The organism is uncultured Hymenobacter sp., assembly GCF_964243305.1.
In the GTDB taxonomy this organism is placed as follows: Bacteria; Bacteroidota; Bacteroidia; order Cytophagales; family Hymenobacteraceae; genus Hymenobacter.
This window is the reverse complement of record NZ_CAXTEF010000006.1, coordinates 1-23256: the sequence shown is the minus strand read 5'-3', so window position 1 is coordinate 23256 and position 23256 is coordinate 1. Positions and strand designations below refer to the sequence as shown.

Below are 23256 nucleotides of genomic sequence, written 5' to 3'. Positions count from 1 at the left end.
ACCAGCAGGCCGCCCCGCGGAGACCGGGCCCGACTCTGGAGTATGATTAAGCGCAGATTTTTTGGCACGGTTTTGAAATAATACCGGTCAGCGTCCTGGCTGTTGGCCGGGCCAAACCTCTCACCTCCCTATCCTTTCTGGTCATGAAAAATCAGCGCCTTCTAGGCCGCCTGGCCGCGGCTTGCCTTTTGGTTTCTTCGCTCTCGACGGCCGCCACGGCCCAAACCCGCCGCGACTCGTACGGCACGCCCCGCGTCGGGACGCCTTCCCGCCAGGGCCGCGTGCTGACAGCGCCGCGCCAGGCGGCCAGCTCCCAGCAGCCGGGCAGCTACTCGTCGTCTTCCTCGTCGGCAGGGGTGCGCTTCGGCGTGCGGGCTGGCCTCAACGTGGCCGACGTATCGGGTGACGCCGTGCAGAGCTTTGTGAACGTGGCCGGCTACGCCCCGGAGGGCGCCATCAGCCGGGAGATGCGGCCCGGTTTTCACGCCGGCATCTATGCCACACTGCCGCTGGGCGCGGGCTTCGCCATCGAGCCGGGCGTGAGCTACTCCGAGAAAGGCACCGTGCTGCGCGGCACCGTACCGGTCGAGGCGCTGGAATTCCTCAACACCCAGCTCAAGGGCACCGCCCGCCTGGCCTACGTCGATGTGCCGGTGCTGGCCAAGGTGTTCGTGACGCCTAATTTCTACTTGTTTGCCGGTCCGCAGGCGTCGTTTTTGGTCAGCGGCAAGGGCCGCGTCGAGGCCGGCGCGCTGGGCTTCAACGCCTATCAGCAGGACTTCGACATCAAAAATCAGCTGCGCAGCGTCGATTTTGCCGCCGTCGGCGGCCTCGGTGTGCAGCTCAACAATGGCCTGGGCCTGAGCGCCGGCTACGACTACGGCCTGACTTCGCTCGATGCCGGCAACCGCTTCGACGCCCAAAACCGCGTCATCAAAGCCAGCCTGAACTTCTCGTTCTAGCGGCGCCCCGCATTCCCTACCCCCCCGCGGCGGCGCAGGCCCCGGCAGCGCGGCTCACCTGATTCAGCAAAAAGGCCCCGGAGCACTGCTTCGGGGCCTTTTTGGTAAGAAGAAGAAGGTAGGGAAACGCTAGCCGCTGTAGCCGCCGCCGCTTTCGGCTTCGGTGGCGCTGCCGCCGGGGCCGGTGGCTTCTTCAATCGGGGCTTCGGGCTCGGCGTCGATGTGCACCTGGCTGTAGTCGGGGATGCCGTTGCCTTGGGTCGGGACGGGCGGCTCGGTCTGGGGGTCGGGGGTAGGGTCGGGTTCAGGATTCATATCAGGATAAGAAAAAGAAAAGGAAACTGGCTGCTGGTGTACGTGGCGCCGCCGGCAATGGCTGCCTGGGGTGGGCCGGGCAGCGTACTTTTGCTGGGCCGCCGGCTCACCAAACCCTCCCGATTTCCTCCTTCCCAGCCCCAAGACCTCCTTATGACTTTCCGGCCCGAAAAAGATACGATGGGCACCGTACAGGTGCCCGCCGACGCCTACTGGGGCGCCCAAACCCAGCGCAGCATCGAGAACTTTCCCATTGCTCAGGACATCAACCGGATGCCCAAGGAAATTATCCGCGCCTTCGCCGTGCTTAAGAAAGCCGCCGCCCTCACCAACCGCGACGCCGGCGTGCTGCCCGCCGACAAGGCCGAGCTGATTGGCCGCGTGGCGGATGAAATCCTGGCCGGGCAGCTGATGGACCAGTTTCCGCTGGTAGTCTGGCAAACTGGCTCCGGCACGCAGTCGAACATGAACGTCAACGAGGTTATTGCCTACCGGGGCCACGTGCTGCAAGGCGGCCAGCTCACGGACGAGAAAAAGGCCCTCGCGCCGAATGACGACGTGAACAAGAGCCAAAGCAGCAACGACACTTTCCCCACGGCCATGCACATCGCGGCCTACCAGATGCTGGTCGAAACCACCATTCCCGGCCTCGAAAAGCTGCGCGACACGCTTAAATCAAAATCAGAGCAGTTTAAGGATATCGTAAAAATCGGGCGCACCCACCTCATGGACGCCACGCCGCTCACCGTGGGCCAGGAGTTTTCGGGCTACGTCTCGCAGCTCACCCACGGCCTGCGCGCCATCCATAATTCCCTACCCCACCTCTCGGAGCTGGCCCTGGGCGGCACGGCCGTCGGCACGGGCATCAACACGCCGCCCGGCTACTCGGAAAACGTTGCCAGGCACATTGCCGAGCTGACCGGTCTGCCCTTCATCACGGCCGAAAACAAGTTCGAGGCTTTGGCCGCGCATGACGCCATCGTCGAAGCCCACGGCGCTCTTAAAACCGTGGCCGCCAGCCTGATGAAGATTGCCAACGACATCCGCCTGCTGGCTTCGGGCCCGCGCGCGGGCATCGGCGAGCTGCACATTCCCGATAATGAGCCCGGCTCCAGCATTATGCCCGGCAAAGTGAACCCCACGCAGGCCGAGGCCATGACGATGGTGGCGGCCCAGGTGATGGGCAACGACGTGGCCATCAACATCGGCGGCATGAGCGGCCACTTCGAGCTGAACGTGTTCAAGCCGCTCATGATTTACAACTTCCTGCACTCGGCCCGCCTCATCGGCGACGTGTGCGTGAGCTTCAATGACAAGTGCGCCGTGGGCATCGAGCCGATTTTGCCCAACATCAAAAAGCACGTCGACAGCAGCCTGATGCTGGTCACGGCCCTCAACCCCTACATTGGCTACTACAAGGCTGCCGAAATTGCCCAAACCGCGCACCGGAACAACTCTACGCTCAAGGAAACGGCCGTAATGCTGGGCTACGTGACGGCCGAGGAGTATGACGAGTGGATGAAGCCCGAGGAGATGGTGGGACGGTAGCGAGGGGGTAGGGATTGAAAGAATGTCATGCTGAGCATGTGGCGCCTCAAGCCAGGGACGCGGCGGAGTCGAAGCATTTTGGCTGGAAAAATAATCAGCGGTAAACAACGACGGAGTTAGTCAGCGGTAGAGATGCTTCACTGCGTTCAGCATGACGGTCTCGCATTTGGATTACTACCCCAGCCAAGATGCTTCAACTTCGCTGCGCTCAGCACGACGCTCGTTCAATCCCTGCTGCCCCTTGTTCAACACCGTCTTGCCTTACCGCTTCGTGCAGCGCAACCGCAACCGTTCGGCGGGGCGGGAAAGCTGGCTGCTCGAGGACATCTACAAGTTTTTCGTGCACTCGCACGACTCGCGCCGCAAGTACCTGGTCGAGGTGCACGCCTATCCCGGCCACTTGTACACGGTTGATTTCTACGCCAAAGTGCACGACGTGAACCGCTACCGCCTGCAAACGAACCAGCAGGCGGCCGGCAAGCTCGGCAGCACGGTGCTGGCCATCATGGCCGGCATTCTGCGTCAGGACCCGGCCGCCTGCTTTGGCTTCATCGCCGCCGCGCTGCTCACCGAAACCAGCGACGCGAACACCAAGCGCTTCAGGCTCTACACCCGGATGCTGGAACAAAAGATTAACCCCCGGCGTCATGGCGTCGTAACCAGACCACTTACGAGCAGTATATTCGTCTTCCCGTTGCAGCTAATGCAGCAGTCGGCGGCGGCCGATAACATCATCACGCGCTATGAAAGTATCTTCCGCGAAACGTTCTAAAAAGAAGCCGCATCCCCGCCAAGCCATTCGGGATGCTCGCAAGGCGGCCCGGCCTGTTTTTGCGCCCGGTGAGGCCGAATTGTATTTAGTAACTGAAGACGGCCGCGAATACTACCGCCTCAACCACGTCAGCATTCCCGGCTACACCTACGCCTTTTAGCTCATTGAGCTTTTAGAGTCAACTAAAAAAGCCCCCTGGCTGCGAAGCAAGGGGGCTTTTGGTTTGAGAGCACCTCCGAAATAGCTTACTGATACTGAATGTACAGCGGCTTCGGATTAAGCTGGGCCAGTATCTCGGGCGGCGTCATGATGTGATGTGGAGCCGGCCGCGCATCGTACTCGTAGAAGAGCTTGAAGCCGGTGAACTGCACGGGCTGCTTCTCGACGTAGGCCTTGTAGGAGTCCTTTTTCAGCGTGGGGTCGCCCCAGCCGTCCATGTGCATCACGATTTGCACCCGCGGGTCGAGCTTGATGTTTTTATAGTTCGTAATCATGCCCTGCGTGAAGCGGTGCACGGTGAGCACCTTGGGCGGCAGCTTGTTCTCGCTCACGATGCGGGCCAGATACTGCACCGCGTAGTTGACGTCCTTGGCGTCGTAAGTGCCGATTTTCTTGCCGGGGCGCACGCCCTTGGTTTCCATCGCGAACTCGGGGTCGATGCCCAGGTGCACGATGGGGTCTTTGAGGTAGGGCTCCAGCTTGGGCAGCTCGGCGCGCAGGTTGCTCAGGCCCACTTGCACGTCCATAAACAGGATGCAGTTGTGCTCTTTGGCCCAGGAGATGACCTCCTCAATCGTAGCCTTGGAGTTCATAAGGCGGTATTTGCCGTCTTTGCCGGCCGCGCCCTGCGCCGTGATGGTCACGTTGTGCAGGGCCGGCTGGATGGGCAGGCCGGGCTCGGCGGCCTGCCACTCGGCCAATACCTTCTCGAACTTGCGGAACATCTGCTCCTTGGGCTCGCGGCCCAGGATGCCCATGCCCTTCGAGCGAATGTTGCCATAAAACGCCACAATGCGGTGGCCCGGCAAAATGGCGCCCGGCAGCTGCCCGCTCTTGCGCACGATGGAGTCGGCCCGGAGCGAGTCGCGCCGCAGGGCCAGCAGCTTGCGCCTGACGGTATCGAGGGGGGTAGGGGCGGGGGCCGTGGTGGCGGGGGCGCCGGCCGCGGCGGCTTCGGAGTCGGCGGGGCGGGTCTGACAGGCGGGCAGCAGGGCCAGGGAAGCCAGCAGGCTGGCCGCGCAGACGGCGCGGCCGGGCAATAAAGTAGAAAAAAGCACTGAGTAGAAACGGGTTGAGGAGACCGGAATAGAAGCGCAAGTTAGGTCTTTTCGGGTGGCGGGTGGGCGGCACGGCGCGAATTTCCTACCCCCCCGGCGGGCACTAAAGGCCGACAAGCTCCCCCTTGGTGGGGCAGGCTTTTTGGCGGATATTTGACCAATGTTTTCCCTGCCCGCTTTTCTGCATGGCCTCGTTGAGGCCAGTCCGCAGGTGTTTTTCGCCTACGACCCGGCCGCCCGGCAGCTGCTGTACCTGAGCGCCGCCGCGGGCCCGGTGCTCGGCTTGCCTCTCAGCCCGGCCGGGGCCACGGCGCAAGTGCCGGCCCTGCTCGCCCGCCTGCACCCCGACGACCAGGCTTACCTGGCCGACTGCTGGTCCGGCTGGCTCGCCGGCGACCTGGCGCCCAGCCGCCTCGAGCTGCGCCTGACGCGGGCCGGTGGCCCGGACCAGTGGCTGGCCCTGACGCCCTACTACCCCCCCGCCGACCCGGCCACGGGCGCGCCGGCCTGGCTCGGCGGCACCCTCGAAGACATCAGCACCGCGAAGGAGTACACTCAGAATGCTGACCGCTTCAACGCCAAGAAAAACGCCACCCTGGAGATTCTCTCCCACGATTTAGCCGCTCCCTTCGCGCTGCTTCAGCAACTGGCCGACTACGTGGCCGACGAGGTGGGGCCCGCCGCCGACCCGACCCTGGTCCGGCAGCTGGCCGTGATGCGCACCACCTGCCAGGACGGCGTGAGCCTGATTCGGGATTTCGTAGACGACGAGTTTTTGCAGTCCTCGTACGTGGCCCTCAAGCGGGAGCGTCAGGACTTGGTCGCCATGTTGCGCACGGTGCTGGAAAACTACCAGCTCGACCAGCAGCTCATTGCCAAGCGCTTCACGCTCGCGCCTTCGGCGCCGGCCCTCTACGCCACCTTTGATTACAACAAGTTTCAGCAGGTAGTTAACAACCTGATTTCTAACGCCATCAAGTTCACGCCCGACGAAGGTCACATCGAAATAGCCGTGGCCGGGCAGCCCGACCACCTTTTGCTCAGCGTGGCCGACGATGGCATCGGCATTCCGGCCGAGCACCTGCCCGAGCTATTTGAGCGCTTCACGCCTGTGCGGCGGCCGGGGCTGCGGGGCGAAAAAACGACCGGCCTGGGCTTGTCCATCGTCAAAACCATTATTGAGCTGCACCAGGGCCGTATTTGGGTCGAGAGCGAGGAAGGGCGCGGCACGACCTTCTTCGTCGAATTGCCGCGGGAGTAGGAGGCCGCGGTTGCCGGCCCGCCCCTGACTGGCCCGGCACCCGCCCGAATCAGTCACCAAAGACCCTGACGTGGTGAGCCCCAAGGGGCGGACTATTCGTAGCGAGGGGGGGTAGGAGAACGGCAAAGCCCCAGCGGAGTGCCCCAACCAGCCGCGCCATTTGCGCAGCTGAGTAGGGGCACCCCGCCGGGGCTTTGCTTACAGGAGAGGGGGTAGGGATTCTACCGATAGGTCGCCCCGCGGGGGCTCATTGCTCGCTGTTAATTGGAGCCCTACGCCTCGCCGCCAGCCAGCCAGATGCGGGTGCCCGGCGGCAGGTCGGCGAGGTCGTCGAGCTGCACGAGCAGGCCGGAAAAAGTGATGCCGTAGCGGTCGACTTCCTCCACGGTGGCCACGGCCTGAGTAGAGTGGCCGGCCGGGAAGCCAAGATTCACGACCAGGGCCGTGTGAAGTGGAAAAGGCAAGCGGCCCGGCGTGGCTGGCAGGGCCAGCACGCCCAACCCCGGCAGGTGGTGGCTGAGGCCGGTGATAAGCAAAAGCAGCGAATTATTAGAAGAGGGCATAAAATAAGTAGTATAATGCACGCTAACTGCAAAAAAACGAGGTCATTTTGCAGTTAAAACACATGCTGACGTGAGAACAGTTTCTCAAGGCTGATACGTACCCATTTTGCAGAGCACAACCCTAAATTTTCTTAAGGCAAAGACACTTAAGTCAGTATCCTGCCCTCCTAACGCTCGTCCGGCCCCTATTTGTTTTGTCATGCTGAAAAAATTACGCCGCTGCTCGCTGCTGCTAGTGCTTGTGGGCGGGCCATCAGCCACCTTCGCCCAATCGGAGTTGGCCGCGCCCGCCGCGCCCACGCCGGCGCCACCGGTGGCTGCCGCGAGGGCGGCGGGCGCCCCGGCCCGGCCGGCTTCGCCGCGGCGGCTGTTTCCGGGTTTGTTCGAGGCCGTGCAGCTGGGCCGCATTTTCCCCGACAACAAAACCTTTGTTGATGCCGCGCCCCGGCAGCGGCCGGCCGTCATCCTGGCGGCCTGGCGCCGCGAAAAAAGCCAGCCAGGGTTTCAGCTGAAAGCATTCGTGGAGCAGCACTTCGACGTGCCTGCCAACAGCACCGCCGCGTTCGAGAGCGACCTCAAGGCCGGCCTGCGCGCCCACCTCGATACGCTCTGGACGGTGCTGGCCCGCCCGGCCGCAGTGCCTGCCCCCGACCCGGCCGCCGACTCGCTGGCCGCTTACCGCTCGCTGCTGCCCTTGCCCAAGCCCTACATCGTGCCCGGCGGGCGCTTTCGGGAGATGTATTATTGGGACACCTATTTCACGATGCTGGGCCTGGCTGAAGCCGGCCAGACGCAGCTGCTGCACGAGCTGACCGACAACTTTGCTTACCTGATTAATCGTTACGGCTTCGTGCCCAATGGCACCCGCACGTATTACCTGACCCGCTCGCAGCCGCCTTTCTTCGCCAACATGGTGCAGGTGCTCGCCCAGACCCAGGGCAACGGCGCGCTGCTGCGCCACCGCCCCGCCCTGCTGCGCGAATACCGCTACTGGATGCAGGGCGCCGAGCAGCTCCGGCCCGGCACCGCCGCCCGCCGCGTGGTGAAGCTGCCCACCGGCGCCGTGCTCAACCGCTACTGGGACGACAGCGACCAGCCCCGCGAAGAATCCTACGCCGAGGATGTGGCCGCCGCCAAAAAGAGCCAGCAGCCGGCGGCGCAGCTCTACCGCCACATGCGGGCCGCCGCTGCTTCGGGCTGGGACTTCAGCAGCCGTTGGTTCGGGATGAGGGGGGTAGGCAGTGGGTTGGCCAGCATCCAGACCACTGACCTCGTGCCCGTGGACCTGAACTGCCTGCTTTATAACCTCGAACTTACCCTGGCCGAAGCCAGCCGCGTGGCCGGCGAGCCCGCCCAGGCCCGCCTCTACACGGCTAAGGCCAGCCGGCGCCGGGCCGCCCTGCTGGCGCTGAGCTGGGATACCAAGGCCGGCTGGTTTCAGGATTATAACTGGCGTCTGCGCCAGCGCTCCGCGGTGCGCACGCTGGCGGGCGTGTTTCCGCTGACCTTCGGCCTGGCGTCAGCGGCGCAGGCGAGCCGGGTAGGCAATGTGCTGAAAACCAGCTTTCTCAAGTCCGGCGGCCTCATCACCACCCTGAGCGCCACCGGCCAACAGTGGGACGCGCCCAATGCCTGGGCGCCGCTCGAATACCTGGCCATCGAGGGCCTCAACCGCTACAAGCAGCGCCCGCTGGCCGACACCATTGCCCGCCGCTGGATTAGGCTCAACAGCCGCGTGTTTGCCCAAACCGGCAAGCTGCTGGAGAAGTACGACGTAGTGAACCTGAACAAGCCCGCCGGCGGCGGCGAGTACCCGCTGCAAGACGGCTTCGGCTGGACCAACGGCGTGCTGCTGCGGCTGCTGAACCGCTACCAGACGCAGTAGTTTCGCATTTCCTACCCCCCGCCACTCCTCCCAAGCGCCGCGATGGGCCTGCTCCCATCTAATGGTGCTTTACAACAGCCAAAAGGAACGAATGAGGCCCTGCTTTCAGCGGAAGTCAATAAAGAAGGTGGTGCCCTCGTGCTCTTTGCTTTCAAGCCAGATATGGCCGTGGTGCAACTCCACGATTTGCTTGGTGATGAACAGGCCGAGTCCGGTGGTGGTGTCGCCGTAGAGGCCCGCGCGCGTGGCCGCACTGAACTTGTCGAAGACGTGGGGCTGCAAGTCGGCGGGGATGCCCAAACCCGTGTCTTGCACCAGCAGGCGCACCTGCCCGTCGTGCTCCTGCAAGCGCACGTGAATCTGGCCCCCGGCCGGCGTAAACTTGAGCGCGTTGCTGAGCAGGTTGTCCAGGATACGGCCAAACTTATCGGCGTGAATAGCCGCGTAGACGGCCGTCGGCGGCTGGTCCAGCGCCAAGTCAATGCCTTTGGCTTGCGCCGCGACCTTGAATACTTTCAGCCGCTCGGCCAGAAAGGCCCCCAGGTCGGTGTGGTTCTTTTCCAGGCGGGTTGATTCCAGCTGTCCGAGGTAAAGCACGTCCCGGAGCAGGGTGTTGGCGTCGGCGCAAGCCTCGTCAATCAGCGCCAGAAATGCGTGTACCTCCTGCGCGGCCGCCGCGGGTTCAATACGCTGCACGGCCGCGTCGCGGCGCAGCAAGTCCACTAGCAGCTCGATGTTGTTGACCGGGCTTTGCAGGTCGTGGGCCACCAGGTAGAGTAAGTTCTCTTGCGCGGCGAAAAGGCGCTGGTGGGAGAGCGCAAGCTCCTTGCGCTCGCTGATGTCTTCTAGGGTGGTGTAGCCCAACTCGCCGTCCTCATCCTGAAACAGCACGGACGTGACCTGGCACCAAAAGGAGGCGCCGCTTTGGCGGATAAGGCAGGTTTCTAAGGTGAAATAGGGCGTCCGGTGGGCCCACAGGCTTTCCTGCAAGCGGGCCCAATCGGCGCGGTAGTCGGGGTGGGTAAACTCTAGGATGCGCCGCCCCACCAGCTCGTCGGTGCGGGTGAAGCCCAGCATGGCTATCACGGCCGGGTTGGCCTGCCGGATAATCAGGTCGGCGTCGATGATTTTTTGGCCCAGCGGCGATTGGTCGAACACGGTGCGAAAACGCACCTGGCTTTGCTCGTACTTGTCGGCCGTGGCCTGCTGCGCCGCATTGGCAGCCTGGTCGGCGCGCAACTGCTGAATTTCCGCCCGAAGGGCCTGGTTTTCGGCTTCGGGTGACGACGGGGGGGTAGGGACCATGATGGGACTGCCGCGACGGAAAAGGTCTGGCACGTGGTACGTGCCGCTCTAATAAAAGACGACAAACCCGAAAAGTACTCCGAGCCACAGGCAGCGAGTAAAGCAAAAATGCGTGTTTGGGGACTTGACCAGCCATTGCCCCGCAGCGAAAAATCCGCCCGGACGCCCATTGGCGGGCTACGCCGCCGCCAGCACCTCCGCGTCGTTATTAGCCGGCGAGTTCACCCGCGTGGTCACGGCATACTCGCGCATGAGCCGGGCATCGTAGGGCACGAGCAGTTGCTGATGGTCGGCGGGCTTGCTGTCATCCGAGAGCCAGGCCAGCTCGGCTTCGCGGCTGGGCAGGATGACGGGCATCCGGTTGTGCAGCCGGGCCATCAGCTCATTGGGCTCGGTGGTGATGATGGTGAACGTCGGGTGCAGCTCGCCGGTGCCGCGGTCGAGCCACTCGTCCCAGAGGCCGGCGAAGGCGAAGGGCTGCTCCTCCTTCAGCAAGATGCGGTGCGGAATCTTGCCCCGCTCGGTGGCCTGCCACTCGTAGAAGCTGTCGGCCAGCACCAGGCAGCGCTTACGGGCCAGCAGCTGCCGGAAGCTGGGCTTCTCGGCCAGCGTCTCGGCGCGGGCATTGATGGGCTTGGGGCCGGTGGTGGGGTCCTTGCTCCAGCCCGGCACCAGGCCCCAGCGCACGAGCTGAATCTGGCCGGGCGCGGCGTTGGTGATGATGGGCAGGGCCTGCGAAGGCGCCGCGTTGTAGGTCGTCGGGACGGGGGCGCCCTTGGGCTGGGCCCCGAAGCGCTGCTCGGCGGAGGGCGCGGGAGTAACGAAGGTGTAGCGGCCACACATAGGGGTAGGGAAATTAGATGGAAAACAAACAGAACGTCATGCTGAGCGAAGTGAAGCATCTCGCAGGAGGAAGTAATCAATGGTGAGCAACGATTGATTTACTGCTTCAGGCGAGATGCTTCGCTTACGCTCAGCATGACGTTCTGTTTACTTCTACTTCGCTTACCCCTACCCCCTACTGCACCGCATACAGCTGCTCATAGTATTCCCGGGCCATGCGCCCGCTCTCAAACGTGGGCTCCACGTCTTTCAGGGCCGTTTTGGCTACTCTCAGAAAGTCCTGGGGCCGGTTGTAGTACAGGGGAAGAATCGTGTTTTCGAGCACGTCGAGCAGGGCCGTGGCTTCGGCATCGTCCCTCACGTGCTCCGGCAGCTCGACGGGTGAGTGGGGGATGAGGAAACCGTTTTCGCCCGGGCGGGTGAACTCGGGAATCCAGCCGTCGGCGATGCTCAGGTTGACGCAGGCGTTCATGGCCGCGGTCATGCCGCTGGTGCCGGAGGCCTCGCGCGGGAAGCGCGGCGTGTTGAGCCAGAGGTCGGAGCCCTTCTTCAGGGCCGCCGACAAGCCCAGCTCGTAGCCGGTCAGCACCGCGCAGTTTTGCTTGGCTCAGTCGCTACCACCGACTAGGCACTCGCGATGTGGAAACGATGCCCCAAAGTAGCCGCGCCTGGATTTTCGTGGCCTATTCTGTCCAGTTTTACTCGACCACCTCAGTTCACCAATTAGACGGTATTGTGCACTTACGAGCACGTTAAGAGTTGTCGCTTCGGCGAGTTTGAGACCGATAGAGGTCAGGTAATAGATTTATCCTTCTATTAGGTTACCACCGGGGGAAATCTCTGTCAACTAGAAGTAGGCATGATCCACGAGTTTTTCTTGACCAGCAAAGCCAGTAGGATTTTGTAAGCTGGCATTGAAGGGGAATTTCAACCCTTAAACACAGCTTGCTGACATTTCTCAACCGCGAAGACAAATTTTTATTGAAAAAATTTTGCTAAAACCTTTTAGTAAACTAACTTTCGGCCGCAATCGTTGCCGGGTCCTGCAAAGTCATACTTGCTTCCCATTATATTTACTGTATGATAACTTCATTTTGCTAAAACCTTTTAGTTTGATGCGATGTCTCCGCAAACGATTACGACCACACCAGTTAACAGGCTTTGAGTTATACTGCTTCCTACTCACTGCAGTTCATCCCTTGCTCTTCCTGACACCAAACCTATTCCCTAGTACTCGCAGCTTCAATTCTCACCCCTTTCACTCAACTGTATGAAGAAGATTTTATCCTTAGTCTTTCTGCTAGCCCTACTTATGGGGCCGGCGCAACTGTTTGCTCAGGTCGCCCTCAAGGGCGTCGTGACCGACGCAGTTAATAACGAAGGTATGCCCGGCGTGAACGTGGTGGTCAAAGGCACTACCATTGGTACCGTAACCAGTGTCGACGGCACCTATTCACTTTCGGTTCCCAACGATGATGTCACATTGGTCTTCTCCTTCGTAGGCTTCCAAGCTCAGGAGATTTCTGCTAAAGGCAAGTCCGACATTAGTATTAGCTTAAGAGCGGATAGAAAAGCACTTGACGAGGTCGTGGTAGTGGGCTACGGTACGCAAAAGAGGAGCGACGTAACCGGCGCCATCTCCTCGGTCAGAACCGACGACCTGCTCAAAACCATTCCTACCAGCATCAACCAGGGCCTGCAAGGCCAGGTGGCCGGGGTAGTAGTAAACCGCAGCGATGGGGCACCCGGCGCGGGTATCAGCCTCACCGTTCGTGGCGCCAACTCCTTTACGGGTAGCGAGCCGCTATATGTAATCGACGGTATTCCGTTCCTCACGCCAGCGTCAGCGACTAGTGACAACCAACACCAGCAGACTAATGCCCTGTCCTATATCAATCCGCAGGACATTGAGTCGATGGAGATTCTGAAGGATGCCTCCGCTACGGCTATCTACGGCTCGCGCGGTTCCAACGGGGTGGTGATGATTACGACCAAGAAAGGTCGAGCCGGCGAAGACCGCATCGAGTTTATTGCCAATACCAGTCTCTCGGAAGTTTCAAAGCGTGTGAAAGTTCTGGATGCTTATCAGTACGCACTGTTCCAGAATGAGGCTGCTCAAAATGCTATTACCTATAACGGTTTTGACCCAACGGTAAATTTGCCTTTTCCTGGCATCCGGGGCTTCGACACACTGCTGGGAGACTCTGTGTACCTGCCCGGACCGCAGGATTACCTGAATGGCTTGCCAAACGGTACTGCTTACCAGGCTGGGTTCAAAGGAACTGACTGGCAGGATCAAATCTTCCGCCGGGCGCTTACTAAGGATTATACCCTTCGCGTGTCGGGTGGTAATGATAAGGGCAACTATTCGCTATCCGGCAATATGTTGGATCAGCAAGGTATTATCTACAATTCTGGCTTTAAGCGCTACGGTCTGCAAGCCAACATTTCCCGCAAAATTCACAAGTGGATTGAGATTGGCAGCAGCAACAACATTACGTTCAGCAACTACAACCTGAGCCGCTCCAACAACGCCGGCAACGAGGCCAGCATCGTTAGCTCCGCGCTGAGCTTCCCCGCTACCTACCCGGTTTCGGACCCCAATAACCTAGCCCGTGAAAATAATATTTCCTGGTTTTCAGCCGCCAACCCCTACATCTATACCCGCACGGCGAAAGATCAGACGAGCACCACCAGCATCTTCTCCTCGTCGTATGCCCAGGTGCGCTTCACGGATTACCTCAGCTTCCGCCAGAACCTCGGCGTAAACTACAACGTGGGCACCCGCGAAGTATATTACAACCGGCAGCTGCAAGAGGGGCGGGCACCCCGCGCCAACAACGGCTTTGCCTCCGTGTCGGATGATACCTGGCGCGGTATTACCCTCGAGTCGCTCCTGAACTTCAACCGCACGTTTGGCCAGGACCATAACATCAATGCCGTGGTTGGTGCTACCCGTGAAACGGGCTATTATTTTAACCATAGTTTGGCAGTCGAGAACTTCCCGGATGACATATTGGGAAATAATAACCTGGCTGCCGGCTCAGATAAGAAAACGCTGGCCAGCGGTAAAGGCGAGAACTCCCTGGTGTCCTTCCTCGGTCGAGTAAACTACAGCTACAAAGGTCGTTACTTAGCTACTGCCACCTTCCGTCGGGATGGGTCGAGCCGGTTTGCGGCAGCGAACAAATGGGGTAACTTCGCCTCTTTTGCCCTTGCCTGGAATGCCTCAGAGGAGGTCTTCGTGCAAAACCTGAATGTATTCAGCAACTTGAAGTTCCGCGTCGGCTTCGGGCAGACGGGTAATCAAGGCATTGATAATAACAGAACGCTAGCGCTCCTGGGGTATTCTCCTTATCCTAATTCCGGCGCTTTGCAGCCAGGCTACGCCGATTTCACCTGGCGTGGGCCAGCTAACCCAAACCTGAAGTGGGAAACGACCGACCAATTCAATGCGGGCGTTGACATGGGCTTCATGCAAAACCGGTTTAACCTCACGGTCGATGTTTATAGAAAGAAGACTTTCGACTTGTTGCAAAATCTTGGCACTGGCCCAAGCACTGGCTTTGCAAGTCAACTGGCCAACTTTGGAACGGTAGAGAACAAGGGTCTGGAGGTTTCTGCCACTGGCGCACTCTTATCTACCCCCCGCTTCAAGTGGGATGTAAATGCTAACATCTCGTTCAACCGCAACCAGATTCTAGACCTACCAGCTGACCAGTTTGCTCCGCGTCTCTACTATAATGTGGAAGGTGTATTCTTACAGCGGAACGGTCAGCCTATCGGCGCTGTTTATGGACTCGTGGAAGATGGCTTCTATGATAACCTGGCGGAAGTAGTCGCTGACCCACAGTATGCTAATCAGCCTGAAACAGTGCAGCGGACGATGATTGGAGAAATTAAGTACAAGAATTTCGACAATGACCCGACCGTCATTGGTAATAACGACCGTCGAATCATCGGTAACACCAATCCGGATTACAACTTCGGGGTAACCAACAACTTCACTTTTGGCAACTTCAACCTGAGTGTTTTCCTACAAGGGGTGCAGGGTAACGACATTGTGAACACCAACCTGTATCAGATTAAGCAGAATCAGGTCGGCAACATCCCACAGTTTGTCTATGATGGCCGTTGGACTCCTGAGAATGCCGCTAATGCTACCTGGCCTAAATCGCTGGCCACCGACTCACGCCTGCGGCCTATCTCGGACCGCCTCATTGAAGATGGCTCCTACGTGCGCCTGAAGAACATTAACGTTGGCTACCTTTTCAAGAAGCCGGTTAATTTCATCGAATCAGTGAATGTCTATGCCAGCGTTAGCAACGTGTTCACCTGGACCAATTACAGCTGGTATGACCCGGACGTGAATGCTTTCGGTAGCGATGCCTCCCGCCGTGGAGTTGATATGAATTCCTACCCCAACAGCCGCACGTTCACCATTGGGGTTCGCGCCGGATTCTAATTCTTAACAGGGTTGACTCATTTTATGAAAAAGCTTAAGATTTTCACGCTGCTTCTTGCTGGTTCGCTGGCCACAACGGCCTGTAAGGATTTTCTTACGGAGACTCCACTGGATGCCGTCTCTCCAGGCCAGGTTTCAAACATTGATTCTTACGTCAACGGGGCTCTTAACACGCTGGTAGCGGACCCGATGTTCCGCTGGGGCCCGTTCCCGAATAACTGGGACTACGACGCTGATGACACCACGGGACCTAGCTGGGCCTTTGGCAGCATCGGCAACGGCAACTTCGCCAACAACGGGGACCTTGATTATTCCTGGACTGGTCCCTACATCCTGATTCACCGCTGCAACTTTGCCATCTCGCGGATACAAGCGTTGACTGCCGATGAGGCTGCGAAGAAAGATGCGCTCGGTCAACTGTATTTCCTGCGTGGATGGGCTTATTTTCTACTGGTAAGAGCTTACGGCGAAGTACCAATTTTCACCACAGCCATTACGGAAGGTGAGAATCCTCAGCAACCGCGCAAACCAGTGCAGGAGGTATACGCTCGCATTATCGAAGACCTGAAGTCAGCGGAAAGCAACCTCGGACCGTACCAGTCGGGCAAAATCACCAAAGGCGTGGCCAGCGGGATGCTGGCCAAGGTTTACGTGACTATGGCCTCCGGCGCTTTGTCTAGTGGTCAGGTGACTGTAAGGGGGGGTAGGGCAGTGGAGCTGGTAGCCGGCGAGAAACAGCTTGTTAATCCCCAGGCAATCAATGTTAATAAAACACAGGTAGCCGGCCTGACAGGCGTAAACTCAGCTGAGTACTTCAAGTTGGCGGCGGATAAGGCCCAGGAAGTAATGAGCAGCGGGGAATATCAGCTTTTCCCCAGCTACGCCGATGTATGGACGGTGGCTAATCAGAACAGGGGAGAACATATGTGGTCGTTGCAGACCATCTCCAACGATGGCACCTACGGCAATGAGATTTCGCGTTTCCGCATTGGGCGCATCCAGTCTAACGGCGAGATTGAAGGTGGCTGGATTGGGGTTTCCGACCATTGGTACAGCAATTTTGAGCCAACCGACCAGCGTATCACGGAGGGCGTACTGCATCGCTGGAAGATGTATCAGGGCGTTCACTATTACCCGATACGCGATAGCGCGGTAGTGAATGGCCACGACACTACTGAGGTCGCTCAGGCCAAGCGTGAGAAGTACGGCTATATGCCTAGCGACATCTCGGGCTTGGATTCTGACCACATCGCCCGCTTGCGGAAGTTTGAAGCAGTTACTGACCGCTCTTTCGGGCGGGCTAACTTCAACTTTCCCTTGTTGCGCTACCCGGATGTGCTGCTGATTTATGCTGAAGCTGCCAATGAGGTGAATGGTGGGCCGACAGCTGAAGCCCTGGAGGCAGTAAACAAGCTTCGTCGGCGCAATAGCGCCAGTGAGGTTAGGGCATTAAACCAGCAGGAGTTCCGCTCCTTTGTGCTGGAAGAGCGTCGCCGTGAGTTGGCTCTGGAAGGTGACCGCCGCTGGGACCTGCTGCGCTGGGGAATCTACCTGCCCGTAATGAACGCAATCGGCGTTGATGAAAACAACGTGACCAAGACCCGTTCGGAGAAGCACCTGCTGTTCCCTATCCCAACTGGTGAAATCAACTCCAACAAAGCGTTAGGCAATCAAAATCCTGGCTGGTAGTTCTTAGCGTGGCTGCTGAAACTTAGTGTTATCTACTTTGGGTTGAAAAGTCTGAAGCAGGTAGCACTAAGCAGCAAACGTCTCACACTCTCACATTTACAGTAAAATTCTACGATGAACATACCTACTCAGTCCACCAAGATTTGGGCTTCGGCTTTACTACTGGGTGCTATTGCCTTTTCCTCCTGCGAAAAGGAATCAGATGATGTGTGCGGTGGCACTCCCTCTATTAGCGGAGTGACGATGCCTACCAAGCGAGACGCGGCTGCGACCACTGGCAACCTGACTGATTGGGTTATTATTCAGGGCAGCAACTTCTGCAACGTAAAGCAGGTGCTTTTTAATGATATTGAGGCTGACCTGACTGACGCTTACATCACCCAGAACGAAATCACCCTGCGTGTTCCGCGGGCAGTGCCCAAGGAGGTCACAAACAAGATATCAGTTGTAACGGATGGTGGAAGCGCGGATAGCCCCTATACAGTTGTTGTTCCTTCGCTCAGTTTGTCCTCGCTAACAAACGAGTACGCGGTTGAGGGAGAGCAGGCTGTTTTAGTAGGTAAGTTCTTTGACTTGTATGGCGTGACGCCGCAAACCGGCAAGGTGATGCTGGGCGAAACGGCCGTCGCCATTACCCGGAGCACGGCTGACTCGGTATTCTTTGTAGTGCCGGCCGGGGTTGCGGCAAACAGCGAGGTCAAAGTAGTTGATGCCAACGGCGTGACCACGACTATGCCGGGAGGGCGCTTCAGAGACGGCCGCAACATCATTTTCAGCTACGACACCAACGGCAGCGTGTGGGGGGGAACTGACTTCATCACCAACGCGGCTAGTCCGGGAGCTATCAGCGGGTCTTACGTGCGGGTAAATAAAGTTGTCGATGCGTGGGCCTGGACAGAACTCAGCGCCAACAACAACATTGTTATCCCGGCCGATGCACTTGTCAACCCCGGCAACTACGCCTTGAAGTTTGAGATTAACACGCTCAAGATATTCAACAACAATAAGCTGCTGATTGCGATTGATGGAGACCCAGGCGGAAATCCTCCGCTCAACACCTACGTGTGGGATGCAACTGCTGCTTCCTTCACTACCAAGGGCAAGTGGGTCACGAGAAGCATCGACCTGAACCAGTTTATCACCAAGCCCATACCGGAGAAAGCCATGCACGAGGTCAGGGTAGTGCTATTCGGAGGCGCGATACTGGACGCGGATATTTCGTTTGACAACTTCCGAATTGTTCCCAAAAATTAACCGATAGAGCCGTGAGGCATCGGGTGCAAAAGAGGGGGTAGGAAAATGCGTTCTTATTCAAGGAGGAGCAGTAGCTTGATAGGTCAAGCCACTGCTCCTTTTCTTTTCACTGCCGCTACTAATTCATTCTGCCAGGTATGAAAAAACTGCTTTTACTGCTGCTCGGCTTGAGCGCCGTCGGCCCGGCCCTGAGCCAGGGCAACAACTACGTTCAGAACTACCAGAAATACGAGGGGCTGGCCCTGACGCCGCCGATGGGCTGGAACAGCTGGAACAAGTTTGCCTGCAACGTCGATGAGAACCTTATCCGGCAGGTGGCCGATGCGATGGTAAGTTCCGGCATGCGCGACGCCGGCTACACGTACATCAACATCGACGATTGCTGGCACGGCGACCGCGACGCGCAGGGCTTTATTCACCCCGACCCCAAGCGCTTCCCCTCCGGCATGAAGGCGTTGGCCGACTACGTGCACAGCAAAGGCCTCAAGTTTGGGGTGTATTCCGATGCCGGCTCCCAAACCTGCGGCGGCCGGCCCGGCAGTCGGGGCTTCGAGTTTCAGGACGCCCAGATGTACGCCAGCTGGGGCGTCGACTACCTCAAGTACGACTGGTGCAACACCGAAGGCCTCAAGGCCGAAGGCGCCTACAAAACCATGACGGCGGCGTTGCGCAAAGCCGGTCGGCCCGTCGTGCTCAGCATCTGCGAATGGGGCACCGACAAGCCCTGGAGCTGGGGCCCGGCCGTGGGGCACTTGTGGCGCACCACCGGCGATATTTACAACTGCTTCGACTGCATCGAGGACCACGGTACCTGGAAGTCGTTCGGGGTGATGGCCATTCTGGATAAGCAGGATGGCCTGCGCCAGTATGCCGGTCCCGGCCACTGGAACGACCCGGACATGCTGGAGGTTGGCAACGGCATGGTAGCTAACGAGGACCGGGCGCACTTCACGATGTGGGCCATGCTGGCGGCGCCGCTCATCACGGGCAACGATGTCCGTGCGATGAAAAAGGAAACCGTCGAGATTCTGACCAACAAAGAAGCGGTGGCCATCAACCAGGACAAATTGGGAGTTCAAGGATTCCGCTACGCCGCGAAGGACAGTGTGGAGACCTGGCTCAAGCCGCTTGCTGACGGCCGCTGGGCCGTCACGTTCCTCAACCGCAGCAAGCGGCCCCAGGCCGTGAGCTTCGACTGGAAAGCCACGCCGGTAGTGGATGAGCTGTCGAAAACGGCACTTGACGCCGCCAAAAACACCTACCGCGTCCGCAACGTGTGGGCCCGAAAGGACGCGGGCAACACCCGGAAAGCCTTCAAAGCCACGGTGCCCACCCACGATGTGGTGCTGCTGACATTGGCGCCGGGCAAATGAGCTTCTGCGCTGGGCGGAGCTGGCCGCGGCATGAGGCGCACAGCGCGGGGCTTTAACAATCCATTCCCTACTCCCCCCTCCCGCGTTGAGCCGCTGATTACTCTCTCGAATCCCGTGGACCAACTCTCCCTCCTGCGCCTTACCGCTGCCCTGCTGCTCACCAGTTGCGCCGCCAGCCGGGCCCAGACCACCATGCCCTGGAATAACAAGCAGTGCGCCGTGGTGCTCACCTACGACGACGCCATCGACGCCGACCTCGACGCGGCCATCCCGGCCCTTGACTCGCTTCAGCTGCGCGGCACCTTCTACCTCATTGGCTCTTCCGCCGTCGTGGCCCGCCGCCTGCCCGAGTGGCGCCGGGCCGCTCAGCGCGGCCACGAGCTGGGCAACCACGCCCTCATGCACCCCTGCGACGGCAGCCTGCCCGGCCGCGGCTTCGTCACGCCCGACAACGACCTGAGTAAGTACACCCTGAGCCGGGCCGTGAGCGAAGTGCGCGCCACCAACACGCTGCTCACGGCCATCGACGGCCGCACCGCCCGCACCTTCGCCTACCCCTGCGGCGACCGCCAGCTCGGCGGCGTCAACTTCTACGACCAGCTGCAAGCTGATTTCGTTGGGGCTCGGGGCGTCACCGCCGGCCTGCAAACCCCCGCGCAGGTCGACCTCACCAACATCAACGCCTACTCGATTAACAGCCAGCCCGCCACCTACCTGATTGATTTAGTCAAGCAGGCCCAGCAGACCCACACCCTGCTCGTGTTTCTCTTCCACGGCGTAGGCGGCGGCCACAGCCTCAACGTCGACCTCGCCGCCCACCGCCAGCTGCTGCGCTACCTCAAAGCCCACGAGCAGGAAATCTGGGTTGCCCCGATGGTCGAAGTAGCCGAAAAAATCAGGTCCCGGCAGCAGGCCGCCTCAGCCGAAAAGCCCCGCTGATTTCCGGGCGCCTACCCCCCTGCTGCCGGTGCGGACACGAAGTGGAGCGTTTCCCCGCCGCTGTTCGCTGCCACTAGTGAAGCCGGCCAGCAAAAAAGGCTGCCTCTGACTTAGAAGCTGTTTGAGTAAGCTTTTGGCTGGCCTAAATGAGGTAGAGACGCACTATTTTACGTCTCGTCGTTGAACGATTCGCACGCGAGGAGACGCAAGATATTGCGTCTCTACTACCTGTAAAACCGTCCAGCAAAAAGGCCGCCTCTGACTTAGAGGCGGCCTTTTTGCTGGGCTGGGGCGGAGCCAGTTGTAGAAGATGCCTGGCCTGATTACTGAAGCTCTTGGCTCACCAGCGTGGTATAGCTGCGGGCATCGAGGGTGAAGCGCGCCTGGCCGGTGCGGGACACCTTCACGGCCCGGCCTTTTTGCACGGCCCGCCGGCTGTCGGTGGTGTAGGTGTAGAGCTTCTTGAGGTTGGCGGGCAAGCCGGTTAGCGTGACCTGGCGGGCGGCGGCGTTATTGACCAGGTGAAAGGCGTACTGGCCTTGCGCGGCGTTGCCCAGGGCGGCGCAGGCCAGGTTGGGCCGGTCGGCGGTGATGGGCAGGGCGGCGAGCCCGGCTGGGGTGGCGGCCAGCTGCTTGAGGTTCCAAAACCGCTGGGTGGGGTGCAGCGGGGCATTGTTGCCGAAGATGCCGCCTCCGGCCAGCGGTGAATAGTCGGACGTAAGCTGCCACTGCAAGATGCTGGCGGGCTGGCAGATATTGAGCAGGCGAGTATAGAGGTTGATTTCGGCCAGGGCGTAAGTTTCCTCCTCAAACACGGCCGGGTAGCTCCAGGCGGCGGCGTCGATGCTGCCTTCGCCCACGAGCAGGGGCAGCTGCAATTGGGTGGCCGCGTCGGCCCACTTTTGCAGGGTTTCGGTTTCCCAGCCCCGCCACGAGTGGAACGACACCGCGCCGAGGTAGGGGCGCACGGCTGGGTCCCGCATGGCCGGGTAGATAAACTCGTAAGTCGTCGCGTCGGAGTTGTCGCCCAGCAGCAGCTTGGTTTTCAGTCCGCGGGTAGCGAAGTAGGCGCCGAGGTTCTTGATCAGGTCGGCGTGCTCGGGGCCGGTTTGGCGCACGTTGATGCCCAGGTCCGATTCATTAAAGGAAAACATGGCCGCTTCCACGCCATACTGCTCTTTTAAATACACCAGGTAGTCGGCAATAGACTTGTAGCTGGCCGGCAGGGTGGCGGGGTTGAGCGGATTGCCCCAGATGCCGTCCGGCCCCGGCCCGTTGCCGGAGGCGGGCGGGCCCACGATGGCCCAGGCCGGCGCCGACCACGCCGTCACGATAACCGGCATCCCCAGCCGGCTCAGGCGCTGCGCCATTTCCATCGACTCTTTCACGTGGGGCGCCAGTCGGCCCTGCTGGGCCGCCGCGGTCGGGTCGGTGGCAAGGTCGGGCTGCCAGAGTTGCCAGGGCATCTCGACCCGGCCCCAGGCCACGCGCAGGTTTTTCAGAGAGTAGTCAATCACCTGGGGGTCGCCCGAAGAATTCTGAAGCCGGAAGTTGCCCCCGAGGCCATCGAACGGGCGGCCCGGCTGCGCGGCGTTCACCGTCAGCTGAATAGGCCGGCGGTCGATGTCGCCGGTGGCGCGCAGGCCGTAAGTTTTTTCGGCCGTCTGGCCCTTGCGCAGGCTGCCCTCCTGAAGAGGCAGGTACAGCTGAAAGGTTTTAGCGTTTGCCGCCGCCGACTTCAGTACCACGGTGGCCGGCTCCGGCAGGCTGACTTCTACCTGGCGGGTAGGGCTGACGACCCGCAGCCGGCTGGCCAGCGCTGAAACGTCCGCCGCCTGATTGCCCAGCGGCTGGGTGCTCAGCAGCTTGCCCGCCGCATCCAGAAACTCAACCCTGCCCGCCGCGAAGGCCTCGCCAGGCAGCGCCAGGGCGAAATAGCTGCCTTGCAGCTGCCGGTTCGCCAGGGCTTGCAGTGCCACCGTCACGCGAGCCTGGCCGGCCTGGGTGTCTTCCACCGTTTCCGTAAAAGCCACGCTGTCGACCAGCGTAGTGACCAGTTGCCGGGCGCCCTGGCGGGTGTACTTGGGCTTCTGCCGCTCCTTGCCGGTAGCACTCACCCGGCCCCAGTTGGGGGCTACCGTGCGCAGGCTGGTTTCAAACTCCAGCAGTTGCCCCTGCACCCGGATGCCTTCCACGTTGCCCCACGGCGCCAGCTGGGTTTGCGCGTAGGCCGGAGCCTGACTGGCGCCGGTCAGCAGCCCGGTGGCGGCCAGCAGCTGCCAAAGCTGCCGGCGCCACTCGTATGATTTTGTCATGGGGGTAGGGAATTAGTAGTGAGGACAGCGAAAGCCTTTAGCCAGCCTTACCAGTCAAAGTAACTCTGTGCCTACGCCGCGGCTGCGGTGTGGCGGCTGCCGCGCAGGCCGTACCACATGATGTAGAGGTAGCAGAGCACCGGGAGCAGCAGCGCCAGCCGCAGCCCGCTGTGGTCGGCCACGACGCCGAAAAGCAGGGGCACGAGCGCGCCGCCTACCACGGCCGTGCAGAGCAGGCCGGAGCCTTCTTCGGTGTGGCGGCCCAGCCCGGCCAGGGCCAGCGGGAAAATCACGGGCCACATGATGGAGTTCATCAGGCCCACGGCCAGCAGGCTCCACATGGCCAGCTCGCCCGTGGTGTTAATGGAAATAAGCACCAGCACGACCGCCCCCACCGCGTTAAAGGCCAGCAGCTTGGCCGGCGAAAACCTGGTGAGCAGGTAAGCTCCCGCGAAGCGGCCAATCATGGCGGCCGTCCAGTAGAGCGTCA

Annotated in this window: 18 protein-coding genes and 1 pseudogene; 11 read left to right on the top strand and 8 right to left on the bottom strand. The window is 60.3% G+C overall.

Translation table 11 applies throughout. From position 1 onward, the window contains the following. Positions 1-143 precede the first annotated feature (143 nt). Entirely contained in the window at positions 144-962 is an 819-nt protein-coding gene (locus tag ACFE70_RS05650) for a porin family protein (protein WP_375416748.1), read from the top strand. A gap of 129 nt (positions 963-1091) precedes the next feature. Here ACFE70_RS05650 and ACFE70_RS05645 read toward each other — a convergent pair whose 3' ends face one another. Beyond that, the gene (locus ACFE70_RS05645; RefSeq protein WP_375416747.1) at positions 1092-1277 is read right to left on the bottom strand and encodes a hypothetical protein; all 186 of its coding nucleotides are present in this window, start codon (positions 1275-1277) and stop codon (positions 1092-1094) included. A 153-nt stretch (positions 1278-1430) separates the two neighbouring features. Between ACFE70_RS05645 and fumC the strand changes: the two genes are divergently transcribed. The 3 genes from fumC to ACFE70_RS05630 all read left to right on the top strand — a co-directional run bounded on the left by fumC (position 1431) and on the right by ACFE70_RS05630 (position 3757). Then, positions 1431-2825 carry a class II fumarate hydratase gene (gene fumC / locus ACFE70_RS05640; RefSeq protein WP_375416746.1) on the top strand — a complete coding sequence of 465 codons (1395 nt, stop codon included), beginning with the start codon at positions 1431-1433 and terminating at the stop codon, positions 2823-2825. 241 nt (positions 2826-3066) lie between these two features. Beyond that, positions 3067-3597: a hypothetical protein gene (locus tag ACFE70_RS05635; RefSeq protein ID WP_375416745.1), complete on the top strand. Its 531-nt coding sequence runs from the start codon at positions 3067-3069 to the stop codon at positions 3595-3597. Next, positions 3569-3757, top strand: a complete 189-nt coding sequence (locus ACFE70_RS05630; protein WP_375416744.1) for a hypothetical protein — start codon at positions 3569-3571, stop codon at positions 3755-3757. Before ACFE70_RS05635 ends, ACFE70_RS05630 begins: the two co-directional genes overlap by 29 nt. Before the next feature lie 85 nt (positions 3758-3842). Here ACFE70_RS05630 and ACFE70_RS05625 read toward each other — a convergent pair whose 3' ends face one another. After that, entirely contained in the window at positions 3843-4874 is a 1032-nt protein-coding gene (locus ACFE70_RS05625; RefSeq protein WP_375416743.1) for a hypothetical protein, read from the bottom strand. Between the two features lie 160 nt (positions 4875-5034). On the opposite strand from ACFE70_RS05625, the gene ACFE70_RS05620 reads away from it, so the two are divergent. Then, a complete protein-coding gene (locus ACFE70_RS05620; protein ID WP_375416742.1) occupies positions 5035-6135 on the top strand; it encodes a sensor histidine kinase in 1101 nt (366 codons plus the stop codon). Between the two features lie 272 nt (positions 6136-6407). On the opposite strand, the gene ACFE70_RS05615 is transcribed toward ACFE70_RS05620, so the two are convergent. Next, positions 6408-6698 carry a hypothetical protein gene (locus ACFE70_RS05615; protein ID WP_375416741.1) on the bottom strand — a complete coding sequence of 97 codons (291 nt, stop codon included), beginning with the start codon at positions 6696-6698 and terminating at the stop codon, positions 6408-6410. 199 nt (positions 6699-6897) lie between these two features. On the opposite strand from ACFE70_RS05615, the gene treF reads away from it, so the two are divergent. Further along, positions 6898-8583: an alpha,alpha-trehalase TreF gene (gene treF / locus ACFE70_RS05610; protein ID WP_375416740.1), complete on the top strand. Its 1686-nt coding sequence runs from the start codon at positions 6898-6900 to the stop codon at positions 8581-8583. Between the two features lie 105 nt (positions 8584-8688). Here the strand turns inward: treF and ACFE70_RS05605 are convergent, their stop codons facing one another. The 3 genes from ACFE70_RS05605 to ACFE70_RS05595 all read right to left on the bottom strand — a co-directional run bounded on the left by ACFE70_RS05605 (position 8689) and on the right by ACFE70_RS05595 (position 11320). Beyond that, positions 8689-9921 (bottom strand): sensor histidine kinase, encoded by a 1233-nt coding sequence (locus tag ACFE70_RS05605; protein ID WP_375416739.1) that lies wholly within the window; start codon positions 9919-9921, stop codon positions 8689-8691. Between the two features lie 144 nt (positions 9922-10065). After that, positions 10066-10731 (bottom strand): SOS response-associated peptidase, encoded by a 666-nt coding sequence (locus ACFE70_RS05600; RefSeq protein WP_375416738.1) that lies wholly within the window; start codon positions 10729-10731, stop codon positions 10066-10068. 175 nt (positions 10732-10906) lie between these two features. Next, complete coding sequence (locus ACFE70_RS05595; protein ID WP_375416737.1) at positions 10907-11320, bottom strand: hypothetical protein; 414 nt, start codon at positions 11318-11320, stop codon at positions 10907-10909. Between the two features lie 681 nt (positions 11321-12001). Here ACFE70_RS05595 and ACFE70_RS05590 point away from each other — a divergent pair. The 5 genes from ACFE70_RS05590 to ACFE70_RS05570 all read left to right on the top strand — a co-directional run bounded on the left by ACFE70_RS05590 (position 12002) and on the right by ACFE70_RS05570 (position 20451). Then, complete coding sequence (locus tag ACFE70_RS05590) at positions 12002-15196, top strand: SusC/RagA family TonB-linked outer membrane protein (RefSeq protein WP_375416736.1); 3195 nt, start codon at positions 12002-12004, stop codon at positions 15194-15196. A gap of 24 nt (positions 15197-15220) precedes the next feature. Then, the gene (locus ACFE70_RS05585; protein ID WP_375416735.1) at positions 15221-16885 is read left to right on the top strand and encodes a RagB/SusD family nutrient uptake outer membrane protein; all 1665 of its coding nucleotides are present in this window, start codon (positions 15221-15223) and stop codon (positions 16883-16885) included. Between the two features lie 114 nt (positions 16886-16999). Continuing rightward, a complete protein-coding gene (locus ACFE70_RS05580) occupies positions 17000-18139 on the top strand; it encodes a glycan-binding surface protein (RefSeq protein WP_375416734.1) in 1140 nt (379 codons plus the stop codon). Between the two features lie 137 nt (positions 18140-18276). Then, positions 18277-19512 carry a glycoside hydrolase family 27 protein gene (locus tag ACFE70_RS05575; protein WP_375416733.1) on the top strand — a complete coding sequence of 412 codons (1236 nt, stop codon included), beginning with the start codon at positions 18277-18279 and terminating at the stop codon, positions 19510-19512. Positions 19513-19626: 114 nt separating this feature from the next. Further along, positions 19627-20451 (top strand): polysaccharide deacetylase family protein, encoded by an 825-nt coding sequence (locus ACFE70_RS05570; protein WP_375416732.1) that lies wholly within the window; start codon positions 19627-19629, stop codon positions 20449-20451. A 323-nt stretch (positions 20452-20774) separates the two neighbouring features. Here the strand turns inward: ACFE70_RS05570 and ACFE70_RS05565 are convergent, their stop codons facing one another. After that, a complete protein-coding gene (locus tag ACFE70_RS05565) occupies positions 20775-22766 on the bottom strand; it encodes a hypothetical protein (RefSeq protein ID WP_375416731.1) in 1992 nt (663 codons plus the stop codon). Between the two features lie 71 nt (positions 22767-22837). Then, positions 22838-23256 (bottom strand): annotated as a pseudogene (locus tag ACFE70_RS05560) (sugar MFS transporter); the annotation flags it as partial.